Here is a 14314-nt window from a genome sequence, read left to right as displayed (position 1 = left end):
TTGTTGGCCACATTATCAAGGAAATACCTGTCGTGAGATACCACGATCACCGTACCTTCGTATTGCTGTAGCGCCTGGATCAATATATTAACCGAAGCCATATCCGGGTGATTGGTAGGCTCATCCAGTACCGTGGAAGTTTGCGTCGGCAGTTAAAGCTTTTGCTAAAGCCACACGCGATTTCTCGCCACCCGATAATACTTTGATCTTTTTAAACACATCATCGCCGGTAAATAAAAACGATCCTAATATTGAGCGCAGCTCAGTGTCGGTATGTTTTGGAGCAAATGATTGCAATTCCTGTAAGATCTGATTCTCCGTGTGCAGGCTCTCTAACTGGTGCTGCGCGAAGAACGTTTGGGTAACATTATGGCCGGTAACAGCTGTACCTTCAAACTCTTTGTCGGCTCCTGCTACAATACGTAACAAGGTTGATTTACCCTTACCATTGGCACCTATCAGGGCTATTTTATCACCTTTTTCAATAATCGCTTCCGCATCATCCAAAATATCTATACCGGGATATTTTTTGGTGATATGCTCCATAGTAACCACATGGCGGCCCGATTGCTTGCTGAATTTGAACCGGAAGTTAACTTCGGGGTTATCATCATCCACATCCTCAACACGCTCTAATTTATCAAGCATCTTGATCCGTGATTGCGCCATCTTTGCTTTGGAGGCCTTGGCACGGAAACGCTCGATCAAACGCTCTTCTTGTTTTATTTTTGACTGCTGATTTTTAAACTCACCACGCTGAATTTCGGCACGTAATGCTTTTTCTTCTAAATAGAATGAGTAATTGCCTGCGTAAACATTTAGCTTACCCTTACGCGATTCTACGGTACGGTTGATAACTTTATCCAGAAACCATCTATCATGCGATACGATGATGATAGCACCGAAAGCTTTCAAATAATCTTCCAGCCATTGGATAGAGGGTAAGTCTAAGTGGTTGGTAGGCTCATCCAGTAACAGGATATCAGGCGCCTGCAAAAGGATCTTAGCCAGCATTACGCGCATTCGCCAGCCACCCGAGAAGGTGCTTAGTTTACGCTGGCAATCAGCTTCGCTAAAACCAAGACCCGCTAAAATTTCGTGTGCTTTATATTCGATATTGTAACCGTCAAGCGCTTCAAACTCGTGCTGCTTGTCGCTTAGTTTGTGTAATAAGTCTTCGCTATAGTCTGTTTCCAGTTTTTTTAACAAAACCTCTATCTCGTCATGCAATTGGTTCTGGCGCTCAAAAGCTTCCATAGCCACATGCACGATGTTTTTGTCGGACGAGTAGGATAACAGATCCTGGTTAAGATAGCCCATGGTAAGGTCCTTAGCCATTGATATGGTGCCTGATGTAGGTTTATACTCACCGGTTATTATCCTTAAAAGAGTGGTCTTCCCGGTTCCGTTAGCGCCGATAAGGCCTATTTTTTCACCGGGTTTAATATGCCAACTGGCCTCATCATATAATGCCCTTGCACCTATCTCGAACGTAAGATTATTTATAGCTATCATTGGCCGCAAAGATAGGGTTTTAAGCTGAAAGCTTAAAACGGAGATTAGTGATTAGTTAATTAGAGATTTGGCCTCTCACAGGCAAAATAAAAAGGGTAATGAATTATAAACCCACCACCCTTTTTAATAACTTGTATAGTTATAGATTATCCTAACCTCTAACCTTTAACAGCTTTCAGCCATGTCTCGGCCATTAATGCTGCGCCTGCAATTGATGGATGCACACCGTCGCCGGTCCAGTAGCTTGGCGGGGCCGGGGTTATGGCTTTATCAAATGCAGCCTGGTATGGTACAAATGGGGCGTTGTATTCGGCTGCAATATCTTTGGCTGCTTTTTTAAACAGGTCGAATGTTGGGTACCAGTCCTTAGTAACCGCCTTTACATCCAAAACACCAAAAGGTTCGCAGATGATCAACTTTATATTTGGTAATGCTTCTTTAGTACGGTCCAGTAGTTTTTTATAGTCGGCAATGTAGTTGTCTATAGTACCTTTGTAGGGATTGCTTGCGTTCAGCGTGTGCCAGTAGTCGTTTACACCTATATGGATGCTTAATACCGTTGGCTTAATGGCCAGTGCGTCGGCATCCCAGCGATCTGCAAGTTGGTAAACTTTGTTACCGCTTACGCCTTTGTTATAAATTTGCAGGTTCTTGTCCGGGTTTTTCAATAATAACTGGCTGGCTGCCATAAACGCATAACCATTACCCAACGCGCCGGTATTATTAGCCACAACAGCATTACGGTTACCACGTCCCGCGTCGGTAATTGAATCGCCCTGAAAAAGGATAATATCATCTTTTTCAATACTTACTTTTTTAGCGATAGGTGCGGTAGCTAATGCAGCCGACACAATTTCGGGGATGCTTATAGCCGCTAATGTGCCTATTGATGCGTTCCTGATAAAACGGCGACGGTTATTTGTAGATTGATCTTCCATAATTGGTATTAAGTTTTTGAAGCGCGGCGGGTACTGCTGCGCTGGTTTATTTATGACGAACTAAAGTACAATATTCTTTTACAAATCAAAATATTAAAACATCACATTAGCCTCACCCCCCTCTCCAAAGGAGAGGGCTCCTAACCATCTTGCATTGAAGTCCTCTCCTTTGGAGAGGATTTAGGTGAGGCAAATTCGGTTTAAACAAGTAACTTTGCTGCTATGTATTCGTTAATAAAGCCCTTACTATTTCAGTTCGATCCGGAAAACATCCACTATTTTGTAACCCGAAATTTAAAGCGATTTAATCGTTTCCCCGGAGGGGCAGCGTTAAGCAGGGCCATCTGGGACCTGAAGGACCAGCGCCTTGAAAAAGAAGTGTTCGGTCTTAAATTTATTAACCCGGTTGGCCTTGCCGCAGGCTTTGATAAAAACGGCGAAGTTATCAGCGAGCTGGCTAATATGGGTTTCGGTTTTATTGAGGTGGGTACGGTTACCCCCTGCCTCAACCCGGCAATCCAAAACCGCGCATGTTTCGCGCCCCCGAAGACAAAGCGCTCATCAACCGAATGGGTTTTAATAATTTAGGGGTTGATGTAGTGGCGGAACGGATTGCAGCTTACCGCAAAAACCAACCGGCAGCTCAAAGAGGCTTATTGATTGGCGGCAACATCGGCAAAAACAAGGTTACTCCTAATGAGGACGCGGTAAGCGACTATATCAAATGCTTCGACCGGTTGTTTGATGTGGTTGATTATTTTGTAGTAAACGTAAGCTCGCCAAATACACCGGGGCTGCGTGAACTGCAGGAGAAAGAGCCGCTGATGCAACTATTAAACACGCTACAGCAACGCAATAATAAAAACGATGTATCTAAACCCATCCTGTTAAAAATAGCCCCAGACCTTACTAATGAGCAACTGAACGATATTGTTGAGATAGTACAGCAAACCAAAATTGCGGGGGTAATAGCCACCAATACCACTATCGACAAATCATCCTTATCAAACCCAAAACTAAAAGACGAAGCAGGCGGATTAAGCGGTGCGCCTTTAACCAAACGTTCAACTGAGGTGGTCCGTTATTTGGCGGATAAATCTGACCGTTCATTCCCGATCATTGGTGTAGGTGGGATACATTCGGCCGAAGATGCCCCGGAGAAATTGGAGGCAGGTGCATCATTAATTCAATTATATACCGGGTTTATTTATGAAGGGCCGGGATTAATTAAAAGGATAAATAAGAAGATTCTGTCCCAATTGTAGAGACGCAATATTTTGCGTCTCTGACGAGATTTTGGAAAGGAGACGCAAAGTATTGCGTCTCTGCGTAACATCTATCCATAAAAAAATCCCATAGGCTTACACCAACGGGATTTTAAAATCACAAATTTTGCAGATAGATTATTTGTTTGCTGCAGCTGCTTTAGCTAAAACAATATTGTTTAAAGTTACCCGGCTTTTAGGTGACTCTGCAGAACGGCTTCCAGACTCAAGGTTGGTAGCATTCTTTAAAAACTGAACTTCTAATCTTGAGAAAGTTTTGTTTCTTCTATCTTTTCTTTTTAAACGTGTTACGCCCATGATGTTTTACTTTTAATATTTTATGTTTTACCCTGTGAGGTCGGAAGCGGATTCGAACCGCTGTACGAGGTTTTGCAGACCTCTGCCTAGCCACTCGGCCATCCGACCTTTTTCTAAAGGATTGCAAAAGTAATAATTATTTATTGCAAGCCAACATTTATTTAAGCTTATTTCTGTTTATTTCTGAACAAAAGATAGCGGTGGCAATTGCCACGTTCAGCGATTCGGCATTGCCGGCGCGTGGTATCGTAATAGCTTTGGTTACCAGGCGCTTTACTTCATCGCTTAAACCATTGCCTTCATTACCCATAACTATCAATCCTTCGGTACCAAAATCAGTACTGTAAATATTCTCACCGTCCAGTAAGGCGCCATATATTGGCAGTTTTGTGTTAGCCAAAATCGAAGGAAGATCAACATAATGTACGTTCATCCGCGAAAGCGAACCCATTGTTGCCTGTACTACTTTAGGATTATACACCTCTACGCAATCTTCAGAACAGATGATATTTTCTATCCCAAACCAGTCGGCCGTACGAATTATGGTACCCATATTGCCCGGATCCTGAATTCCATCCAACACTATTGCAAATTTTTTGTTAAGGGTAGTAGCATTCAAAACCGGCCATTGTGGTATTTTAACAACCGCAATAATATCGGGCGGGGTTTTTAAAGCAGTTATTTTTTCAATTATAGCAGATGAAATCTCTAAGGAGTTCGTTTTCTGCGATAATTTGAGCATTTTTGGGGCGATAGCCCGGGTATGGTAAACGGCGTCTATCTGGTAGCCAGAATTAATAAATTCTGATACAGATTTGTAGCCTTCAACTAAAAACAAGCCATGCTCCCTACGAAATTTTTTGTGTTGTAAGGACTGTAATAAACTAATATTAGATTTTGAAAGCATATAAAAGCATAGGTAGATACCGTCTTGCAATATTAAGTATTTTGCTGCTAATTATAGGCTCGGGTTGTAGTTTAACGCGCGGATTAAAAGGCAACGAATCTATAGTACGCAAGGTTACAATTAAAGGGATGGACAAAGAGTTTAGCGAACTGGCGCTAAACTATGTAGATAAACAACAGCAACCTAACAACCTGGTTAACCTCGAGCTTTATTATATTTTTAATAAAAAGGGCAAAAGAAATATTGGCGAGCCACCCGCCATTTTAGATAGCAACCTCGGGTTGAGTTTTCGCGTGTACAAATCGAAAAATTTATCCAAAGTAAAGGTTATTTAAAAGCTAAGGTAACCGATAGCATAATTATCAAAAGAAAAAAGCCCAGCTGATTTTTACTACTACGCAGGGGCCAATGTTCAGAATCCGTAAAATTACCGATAGCATACCCGACCGAACTGTACGCGATTTGTACCGGAAAAACCGTCCCGTATTTTCGCATTTGCAACCCGGTGGCCGTTTTGATACGGATAGTTTAGCTTTTGATCGCGATGCATTTTACCAGGTGATGAAACGCAACGGCTATTTTGAATTTTATCGCCAGTACATCAATTTTGCTTACGACTCGACCTTTAACAGCAGCGTGGTTGATCTGACGCTGATCATCGACAACCCGGCCGACAGAGCTTCACACCCTACTTTTAGCATTAATAATACATTGATAACGATATCTACCGCAGGCGGGCGCACAACCGGCGTTGCCGATACAACGGTGGTCGATTCACAGTTTACGTTTGTTGATTACTCGCACAGATTCAAACCGCACCCGGTTGTTGATTATATCTTTCAAACAAAGGGCGACCTGTATAATTCTGATATGCAAACCGTTACTACATCGCGCCTGTCAGAGTTAAACGTTTTCCGTAACGTACCCAACCCCACTTATATCAAAACTGCCGATAGTACTAACCGGCTAAACACGGTGATAAACATGATTCCGCTAAAACAGATGTCAGACCGTGTGGAAGGCGAATTTTTGTTTAGCGGTGGGCGGTACGGTTATAATATAGGTAATACGTTTACTAACCGTAACATGTTTAAAAAGGCTGTTACACTACAGGTTAAACTAAACATGAGTATATTGTATTCCAATGATCGTAACTCCATTAATAAGCGCGGTGTTGAGAACCGGGATTTTAAAGTTGGTGCAAACCTGATATACCCATGGATTGTTACACCTTTTAATTTGGCCAAACCGGGCAAATATGGCGTGCCGCATACAACATTTTCTTCCAACTATTCCTTATATTTTCAAAAAGGATTGGTTGAACGAACGAGCTTGGTAAATTCGGTAACCTATGATTTTCTGGAACAAGCTAACAAGGTACACAGCGTAACACCTATTGACATTGAATTTTCAAAAGGCACGCTTGATCCCGTTGCCGGGCGCAACTGCTGAAAGCCAATCGCCTATCTTACGTGTTTTTAATAGGGCGTACCGTTTTTACTACCGGTAGCCAGTATACTTACCAGGTAAACGGTAACCAGTTAAATAATTATAAAGACTTTACTTATTTCAGGGGATCGCTTGATATTGGAGGCAATATGCTGTCGGCAGTAACTAACGCTTTTAATACACCAAGAGATAGTGAAGGGAAACGTACACTTTTTGGTTATAGCTTCTATCAATATACCAAATTTGAGATCGACCTGCGTTTATACCGTAGTTTTGGCGGCGAGCGCCAGTTTATTTTCCGTGTTAACCCCGGATTAGGTGTACCCTATGGAAACAGCAACCTGCTGATATTTGAGAAAAACTTTTATGCCGGTGGTGCTAATGATATGCGCGCCTGGCTACCGCGAACTTTAGGGCCGGGCCAATTTAACAGGGCAACAACCTACGGCCCTGCCGGTACAGATGCGGTTCCAACAATTGGCGATACTTTGCGCACACGATTAAAATATATTGACCAGTTTGGTGAGATAAAACTGCTAACCAATGCCGAATACCGTTTTAAAGTGGCAAACGACTTTTTGGGGGCCAAACTAAAGGGCGCTTTGTTTATGGATGCCGGCAACGTTTGGCGGTTACATAAACAGGCCGATAACCCTAATGGCGAATTCAGGTTTAATAATATTTTAAATTCTTCGGCAATGGATATTGGCGCGGGCTTGCGGTTTGATGTAAGCTTCTTTGTATTCAGGCTTGACGCGGCCTTTAAATTTAAAGATCCCCAATTTAACGGGTCAGACCAATGGGTGTTGCTTAAGCACGCCAACGAGTTTTTTCATGATGGGGCCTTCAAATCAAAATACTATAAAGAAAACCGCGAAAGTTACAACTTTATGCAGTTGAACTTTGGTATCGGGATGCCGTTTTAGGCCGAAGATTAGTTAACTGAAAGATTAAAGATTGGGCCTGTTGCGGGAAAGTTATTAATTTCAATCTCCCTTCCACTAATCTTCAATCTTGAATCACCAATCTTCAACATCAAAACAACCCCCTCAGTCCATCAAATATACTCTCGAAGAAGGTTGGCATGGATAACCCATTATGATGGTTAAAGTATAGGAAAATACAAAATATAACTATGGCGATGATAATAAATCGCTTAAACATATAACCCAATAAAACCAAAGCCAGTGGTATAATTACCAGCAGCACCCAGCTTACATGTATGGGGCGTAATTTGCCGTCCTGCTTGTAGATATAATACAGCATAGAGTGTGTGCCGGTGTTATTAACATGCTTCACATAAAAGAAGGCCGACTTATCCAGCTTATGCCGATAAAAAGCAGTACCCTTTTCAAACCTCATTTGTTCCCGGAAACCGTTGATGGTAAAAGCAAATAAACCTTCAACTCTTTCTTGTACCGCACCGGCAGTGTCTGTTGCCACTATAGCTACTTCGCTATCTGCAAAAGGGTTTTCTTTTATCACAAATTGCTTAATGGTAATTGTGTCTGCAAAAGCAACGCCGTTAGCACACATCATCAATAGTACAGCAAATAATATCTTTTTCATTTTTTAGTATTAGGTTTGAGCAATAAAACAACCCGCAATAAAATTAGTTATTATTAACTTATAATACAGCTATAAGCTAATTTCAATTAACGTACACGTACATAATGCTGCATAACCTGTTAATGTTTAAGTTTTTACTTGTTTTTTTCTAATAACATCATCCGCCTTACCTAATGATGGTAACGACCCGAATGCCATTTGCGGTAAATGGATATCAGCCCACAAAGATTATTTGGTTCAGGTTTATCGCGATGGTAACACTTTTAAGGGCCGCACACTTTGGTTCAAAAATAAAGATACCAGTAAAGCAATGGACGAATGGACCGACAAACATAACCCTGACCCTGCCCTGCGCAGCCGAAAGCTTATCGGCATTAATATCCTTACCGAACTCACTTACAACCCAAAATCAAATAGTTGGGAGAACGGGCGAATATACGATGCCACCAAGGGGAGTTTCTGGGACGCTTCTGTAAGTATGACAAAAGAAGGATCACTTAAAGTTACCGGCTATTGGCATTTCAAATTTATTGGCAAATCGGTTACGTTTGTACGATATAATAATGAGAAGTTGGTTAATTGATCTGTTAAGATTGGTTATTTGAAGATTAAAGATTGGGCCTGTCAATGACAAAATAAAAGGGCGATGAATTGAAACTCATCGCCCTTTTTCGAACTTGTATAGCTAAAGATTTCTTCAATCTTCAATCTTCAATCTTCAATCTTCAATCTTCAATCTTCAATCTTCAATCTTCAATCTTCAATCTTCAATCTTCAATCTTCAATCTTCAATCTTCAATTAACTCTTAGCAAACTCGCCGTTAGCTTTTATTTGTACTTCGTCGCTTAACATAGGCGATGTGAATTTTGGACCGAAGCTAAAGTCAGAACGTTTAATTTCGCCTGTTAGCTGGAAACCGGCAACTTCTTTACCGCCCGGCCGGTTATGGTACCGCGGTACCATAGGTCCATTGTAACAGGTTTGGTAACACCATGTAATGTTAAGTTGCCTGTTAGTTTATAACGGTTAGCGCCTGCGCCTTTGGTTATGCCTGTGCTAACAAAATTCATAGTTGGGTATTTAGCCACATCAAAAAGTCAGGGCTTTTAAGGTGATTATCGCGTTTTTCAATTTCAGTGTTAATGGTAGCTGTTTGCGCAACCGGGGGTAAATTTAGCATCGCTAAAATCAGGTTTGGTAGTCAAAATAGTAACATCAAAATCTTTAAATAAACCTTCAACGTCTGACACTGCAAGGTGTGTAATAGTAAAAGTAAGTTTTGAGTGATTCTTGTCCACCTTCCGGGTAGATTGTGCAGAAACAGCAGTTATAGTTAGTAATGCTACTGCTAAAATAGAAATGATCCTTTTCATTTTTGTGATTTATTGTTTTAAAATATTTAAGCAAATATAATCAGGTTATTGAAAAATAAATGTTTAAACATTTATTTTGACGTTGATATGTTTAAATTGATAATGGGGGTGGTTACGTATACACGTATTAACCACAGCCTAAACACTAATCTTTAATCCCATCCGCTATTTTTTAGCGTTGATATTGGGCAAATCGGTCTTCCCTTTTAAATGTTTCTCCGTGTATTGAAAGTTTAAGGTCTGTATCAATATATAACTTGAAAGATCATAAGCCGCGCCGTGTGCACCTTTAGGATAGATCCTAAGATCAACATCCTTACCTGCCTCGGCAAACGCGGTGAGCATTTGCATGGTATTAGCCGGGTGCACATTATCATCACTCATAGAATGGATGTATAATAAATGATCCTGCAGGTTTTTAGCAAGCGGGATGGTCGAGCTTTTATCATAGCCCGCTGCATTCTCTTTAGCAAGGCCCATATAACGTTCGGTATAGATATTATCATACAAACGCCAATCAGTAACGGCAGAGTTAGCCATACCCGCCTTAAATACGCCCGGGTAAGTTAGCAGGGTGTACAATGTGGCATATCCGCCGTAGCTTGTACCCATTATTGCCATATTGCCTTTATCAACATATGGCAAGCTGTTTAAGTATAAAGCAGTTTCGGCAAAATCGCGGCTTTCATATTTACCCAATTGCTTGTAGCCGATCTTTAAAAATTTGCTGCCGTAATTAGATATGCCACGATTGTTAACATCAACAACGATATATCCGTTTTGGGCCAGCCATTGCTGCCAGCCATTTGCCGAGAACTGGTTATAAATTGAGTGCGACTCGGGCCCGCCGTAAACGGTAAACACAACCGGGTATTTTTCGACTGATCAAAGTCAAACGGCTTGATCATGTAGGCATCTAAGGTAACGCCATCGCTGGTTGTAACTTTAAAAAGCTCGGGCGCACTGTAAGCATGTGTCTTAATAAAGGCAGATACAGCCGCATTATCCTCCAGCATTTTTAACAGCTTGCCGTTATCATCATATAAACCTATATGCGCAGGAGTCTTAATGTTGCTATAATTGTCTATATAATACTTCGTATCAGGCGACATATTGATGGTATGTTTACCATCTACATCGCTCATTTTTTTCTTATCGGAACCATCAAATTTTATTGAATAAAACTCTTGCGCCAGGCCCGATGATTCAGCCGATAAATAATAAATAGTTTGATTTTTGGGATTGATACCGTTAACCTTTATCAGGTCCCAATCGCCTTTGGTAACCTGGTTAATCAGCTTACCATCATAGCTGTAACGATAGATATGGTAATAGCCCGAGCGGTCTGACACCCAAAAAAACTCTTTCGAACCTTTGGGGAAATAAACCATATCGTTTACATCAGTATAAAAATCAAATATGGCTACCCAACTTGTATTCTTCTCTTCTAAAACAACGTGGTGTTCGCCGGTTTTTACGTTGAAGAAATACAGCTTCATGTGGTTCTGCTCGCGGTTAAGCGTCATCACAGCCAGGACATTTGGGGTGCTTGTCCAGTAGATCCGCGGGATATAAAAATCGCCGGTTTCATCAGGCTTAAACCATACCTTTTTACCGGTAGTTACATCGGCTACGCCAATTTTAACTTTAGCGTTTTCATCGCCCACCAACGGTACATGGAAGTTTACCACTTCGCTATGATGGCCCTCATAATTGGTCATTTCAAAATTAGGCACCTTGCGCTCGTCAAACTGCCAGTAAGCTATATATTTATTATCAGGCGACCAGTTCCAAGCCTGCGGCTGGCCAAATTCTTCTTCGTAAACCCAATCGTAATGACCGTTGAAAATGGCGTTTTCGCCGGTTGCGTCGTTGGTTAGTTGTTTTTCTTTACCGGTAGCAAAATCGTAAACAAACATATTGCCTTTGCGCTCAATACCTACCTTTTTTCCATCGGGCGATAATTCCGCCGTACGTGCATCTTTAGCAGCTGCCTTTAGTTGTTTGGTTTGCAGGTTATAAACATAATAATTGGCTATGCCCGATTTACGGTAGATGGGCCTGAAATCTGATTTAAAAACCAGGTTCTTAAAATCGTGCGAGAACTGGAACGACTCGTAATCGAAAGCTTTTGTTGTACCCGGGAAAGTAAGTCCCTTTTTGGTAAACAGTAACTCGTCTTTTAAAGTAGCAGGCTCCATCGAGCGTACCTCCTCGCCGGCCAGGTATGAATATTTTTGCCCGCCGTTTATCCAGTTAACACTTGCGGGGCCGCGTTTGCCGCCAAGCTTACCGCCGGCGAACAGGGCATCGCTAAGGTTAGTATATGCTGTTTTTTGTTGTGCCTGTGCAGCATGGGGAATGCACCTGTCAGCAAAAGCGCCATGCACATTAGTTGTGCAGTTATTTTTCTCATCATGAAATCAGTTTGGCTAAAGCTAAGGCATTTACCGCATTTGGACAATATTATAAGCCAAAATTTATACTTAAGGTGTATATTTACGCTAAACGCAAAAAACCGATGGCTACCAAACTACCCAAAGAATCGCTTACTATTATGAATGAACTGGTATTACCCAATGATACCAATACATTAAACAATTTAATGGGTGGGCGCCTGTTGCACTGGATGGATATTGCAGCCGCTATATCGGCACAAAAACATTGCAACCGCATTGTGGTAACCGCTTCTGTTGATAATGTATCATTTAAACATTCCATCAAGCTGGGCGATGTAGTAACTATTGAAGCTAAGGTAACACGCGCTTTTCATACCTCGGTAGAGGTACGATTGGATGTGTGGGCGCAAAATATACCATCAGGCACATTAGTTAAAAGCAATGAGGCTTATTATACGTTTGTGGCCTTAGATAAAGAAGGCAATAAAGTAGAAGTACCCGAACTTATACCCGAAACTACCGACGAAACCGAGCTATATAACGGAGCCCTGCGCCGCCGCCAATTGCGCCTGATATTAGGCGGTAAAATGAAGGCCGATGAAGCTACAGAATTGAAAGCTTTGTTTTTTGGCGAAGCGAAATAGTTGTTCTTGATTAGCTGCCCAATTCAAGAATCCTATCAAACTCCTCACGCTTAAGGCCTATTACCGACAGGCGCCCCCGGCGTACCAGGCCAATATCTTTAAGTTGCTCGTCGGCTTTTATTGTTGCCAGGGTAACCGGATTTTTCAGCGTTTCAACAGGTGATAGCTCAACTACCAGCCAGTTTGGGTCGGTAGTGGTTGGGTCCTGGTATGATTCTTTAACAACTTTTGCTATGCCTACCACTTCTTTACCTTCATTACTGTGATAAAATAAAACCAGGTCGCCCTCTTTCATATCGCGTAAATTATTACGTGCCTGATAGTTGCGCACACCGTCCCAAAAGGTGCGGCCATCCTGGTTAAATTTTTCCCAGCTATATTTAAAAGGTTCAGATTTTACTAACCAATAGTTCATGCTAAATGCTGTAATTGTTATGGGGTAAAGCTATTAAAAAGGGGGTGAAATTAAAAGCGGGGGCGTTATATGATATTAATATTAGGATTAACCTCCTTCAAAGCTGCTATAAAATCATCCGCATCCTTTGGCGACAGGTAGATATCGTCGTACTTATTGTATTTAACAACTAAACCTTTCATGGCCAGTGCCGGTTTTAAGCCCGCGTACATGGTTTTATTACGCTCTATTTCATAAATACTTTCAATACTAATAACGCCTTTAATAAAAGCAGATTTGTATAGCAATTCCTTACCCTGTATCACATAATACGTATCAAACCAGATCCACAGAAATAAAATTATTACCAGGCTGATGATAACTAACCCCGTGTAGGCTTTGGCTATCAGGCTAAAAATCACCATAACAACCAATAAAATCATTACAGCAAGAAAAAGAAAACCTTTGGCCGAATTATATCTCATAGCATCAATGCAATATCTTAAACATCAGTTCCTTCATCAACCCGCCATGATCGGTGTTTGATTCTACACCCTTACTTTTTACATCATACTCGCGCAGGTAGCTTATGATCTGCATGGTTTTGCCGTAGGGATAGCTTCGTGCAGCCTGCTCATAATCCTTCACGAAGAACGGACTGACCCCCAATTCGCGGGCAAGGTTTTGCTGCGATTTGTCTTTGGAGTAATGATAGAGCAGCACTTTGGTAAAAAAGTTATTTAGGTTGCCCAATACCAGTACTATGGGATTTGCTTTAGGATTGGCTTCGAAATAATTAATGATCTGGTTTACCTTTAACGGATCCTTACGGGCCAGGGCGGTTTGCAGCTCAAATACATTGTATTCCTTACTTATGCCGATATTGTCATGGATATGCTTTAAGGTGATCTCCTGCCCTGCCGGAACATTGAGCATCAGCTTATCTACCTCGTTAACAATTTTTGACAGGTCGTTCCCTAAATATTCGGCCAGCATTAATGATGCCTGCTGGTTTATTTTATAGTTTTTTTCGGTCAGGTAACCTTCTATCCAAGCCGGTATCTTGCTATCATATAAAGCCGCCGACTCAAAAACCAGTCCGTTCTTTTCTATGGCTTTATACGTTTTTTTACGTTTATCAAACTTGCCATACTTATAGCAAAACACCAGTATAGTGCTGGGCAACGGATTTTCTAAATAGCTTAATAGCGGGTTAATGCTTTTTTATCATCACTCTCACTCCCCCACTTCATTTCCTGGCTTCCTTTACCAATACCACCCGGTAATCGGCCATCATGGGGTAACGCTTGGCAGCGTTTAACACGGTTATGATATCGGTATCCTTGCCATATAACACAGTTTGGTTAAACCCCTTCTCGGCATCTGTGAGTAACTGATGCTCTACATGGTTACCCACCAGGTCGATAAAATAGGGCTCCTCGCCGTGTAAAAGGTAAACAGGTTTGTATTTGCGGTTCTTTAAATCCTTAATTATATCGGCAGCACTCATTAATCAAAAGTAAGATAAATCAGTGATTAGTT

The 14314-nt window shown here is 41.5% G+C and carries 14 protein-coding genes, 1 tRNA gene and 4 pseudogenes; 6 read left to right on the top strand and 13 right to left on the bottom strand.

From position 1 onward, the window contains the following. Positions 1–1515: pseudogene (gene abc-f / locus HK413_RS07740) on the bottom strand (ribosomal protection-like ABC-F family protein); the annotation flags it as partial. 158 nt (positions 1516–1673) lie between these two features. Continuing rightward, positions 1674–2453, bottom strand: a complete 780-nt coding sequence (locus HK413_RS07735; protein WP_175269767.1) for an SGNH/GDSL hydrolase family protein — start codon at positions 2451–2453, stop codon at positions 1674–1676. A 222-nt stretch (positions 2454–2675) separates the two neighbouring features. On the opposite strand from HK413_RS07735, the pseudogene HK413_RS07730 reads away from it, so the two are divergent. Further along, positions 2676–3718 (top strand): annotated as a pseudogene (locus tag HK413_RS07730) (quinone-dependent dihydroorotate dehydrogenase). A 138-nt stretch (positions 3719–3856) separates the two neighbouring features. Here HK413_RS07730 and HK413_RS07725 read toward each other — a convergent pair. The 3 genes from HK413_RS07725 to HK413_RS07715 form a co-directional block, all read right to left on the bottom strand. Next, positions 3857–4036, bottom strand: coding sequence for a spore protein (locus HK413_RS07725; RefSeq protein ID WP_175269766.1), 180 nt, complete (start codon positions 4034–4036; stop codon positions 3857–3859). Between the two features lie 37 nt (positions 4037–4073). Then, positions 4074–4144 (bottom strand) — tRNA-Cys (locus HK413_RS07720). A gap of 49 nt (positions 4145–4193) precedes the next feature. After that, positions 4194–4943: a TrmH family RNA methyltransferase gene (locus HK413_RS07715; protein ID WP_175269765.1), complete on the bottom strand. Its 750-nt coding sequence runs from the start codon at positions 4941–4943 to the stop codon at positions 4194–4196. Between HK413_RS07715 and HK413_RS07710 the strand changes: the two genes are divergently transcribed. The 3 genes from HK413_RS07710 to HK413_RS07700 all read left to right on the top strand — a co-directional run bounded on the left by HK413_RS07710 (position 4934) and on the right by HK413_RS07700 (position 7318). Continuing rightward, complete coding sequence (locus HK413_RS07710) at positions 4934–5278, top strand: hypothetical protein (RefSeq protein WP_217452158.1); 345 nt, start codon at positions 4934–4936, stop codon at positions 5276–5278. The genes HK413_RS07715 and HK413_RS07710 overlap by 10 nt on opposite strands. Positions 5279–5351: 73 nt before the next feature. After that, positions 5352–6395, top strand: a complete 1044-nt coding sequence (locus HK413_RS07705; protein WP_175269763.1) for a hypothetical protein — start codon at positions 5352–5354, stop codon at positions 6393–6395. A 20-nt stretch (positions 6396–6415) separates the two neighbouring features. After that, positions 6416–7318 (top strand): BamA/TamA family outer membrane protein, encoded by a 903-nt coding sequence (locus tag HK413_RS07700; RefSeq protein ID WP_175269762.1) that lies wholly within the window; start codon positions 6416–6418, stop codon positions 7316–7318. Between the two features lie 109 nt (positions 7319–7427). Here HK413_RS07700 and HK413_RS07695 read toward each other — a convergent pair whose 3' ends face one another. Further along, positions 7428–7961, bottom strand: coding sequence for a hypothetical protein (locus HK413_RS07695; protein ID WP_175269761.1), 534 nt, complete (start codon positions 7959–7961; stop codon positions 7428–7430). A gap of 151 nt (positions 7962–8112) precedes the next feature. On the opposite strand from HK413_RS07695, the gene HK413_RS07690 reads away from it, so the two are divergent. Continuing rightward, positions 8113–8544 (top strand): DUF2147 domain-containing protein, encoded by a 432-nt coding sequence (locus tag HK413_RS07690; RefSeq protein WP_317169386.1) that lies wholly within the window; start codon positions 8113–8115, stop codon positions 8542–8544. A 216-nt stretch (positions 8545–8760) separates the two neighbouring features. Here HK413_RS07690 and HK413_RS15120 read toward each other — a convergent pair whose 3' ends face one another. From HK413_RS15120 to HK413_RS07675, 4 genes and pseudogenes are all read right to left on the bottom strand, one after another. Beyond that, the gene (locus tag HK413_RS15120; RefSeq protein WP_217452159.1) at positions 8761–8925 is read right to left on the bottom strand and encodes a YceI family protein; all 165 of its coding nucleotides are present in this window, start codon (positions 8923–8925) and stop codon (positions 8761–8763) included. Beyond that, a pseudogene (locus HK413_RS22125) lies at positions 8868–9335 on the bottom strand (YceI family protein). The gene HK413_RS15120 and the pseudogene HK413_RS22125 overlap by 58 nt, the downstream one beginning before the upstream one ends. A 165-nt stretch (positions 9336–9500) precedes the next feature. Then, positions 9501–10106, bottom strand: coding sequence for a S9 family peptidase (locus tag HK413_RS07680; protein ID WP_317169385.1), 606 nt, complete (start codon positions 10104–10106; stop codon positions 9501–9503). Continuing rightward, positions 10052–11725, bottom strand: coding sequence for a beta-propeller domain-containing protein (locus tag HK413_RS07675; protein ID WP_175269759.1), 1674 nt, complete (start codon positions 11723–11725; stop codon positions 10052–10054). Before HK413_RS07675 ends, HK413_RS07680 begins: the two co-directional genes overlap by 55 nt. 131 nt (positions 11726–11856) lie before the next feature. On the opposite strand from HK413_RS07675, the gene HK413_RS07670 reads away from it, so the two are divergent. Next, positions 11857–12378, top strand: a complete 522-nt coding sequence (locus HK413_RS07670) for an acyl-CoA thioesterase (RefSeq protein WP_175269768.1) — start codon at positions 11857–11859, stop codon at positions 12376–12378. A gap of 10 nt (positions 12379–12388) precedes the next feature. Here the strand turns inward: HK413_RS07670 and HK413_RS07665 are convergent, their stop codons facing one another. The 3 genes and pseudogenes from HK413_RS07665 to holA all read right to left on the bottom strand — a co-directional run bounded on the left by HK413_RS07665 (position 12389) and on the right by holA (position 14282). Then, positions 12389–12793, bottom strand: coding sequence for an EVE domain-containing protein (locus HK413_RS07665; RefSeq protein ID WP_175269758.1), 405 nt, complete (start codon positions 12791–12793; stop codon positions 12389–12391). A 65-nt stretch (positions 12794–12858) separates the two neighbouring features. Next, complete coding sequence (locus HK413_RS07660; protein WP_175269757.1) at positions 12859–13257, bottom strand: PH domain-containing protein; 399 nt, start codon at positions 13255–13257, stop codon at positions 12859–12861. Between the two features lie 4 nt (positions 13258–13261). Next, positions 13262–14282, bottom strand: a pseudogene (gene holA, locus HK413_RS07655) (DNA polymerase III subunit delta). Between the last annotated feature and the right edge of the window lie 32 nt (positions 14283–14314).

Source organism: Mucilaginibacter humi (assembly GCF_013087555.1).
The sequence above is the reverse complement of the archived record's forward strand: the minus strand, read 5'-3'. Positions and strand labels throughout refer to the sequence as shown.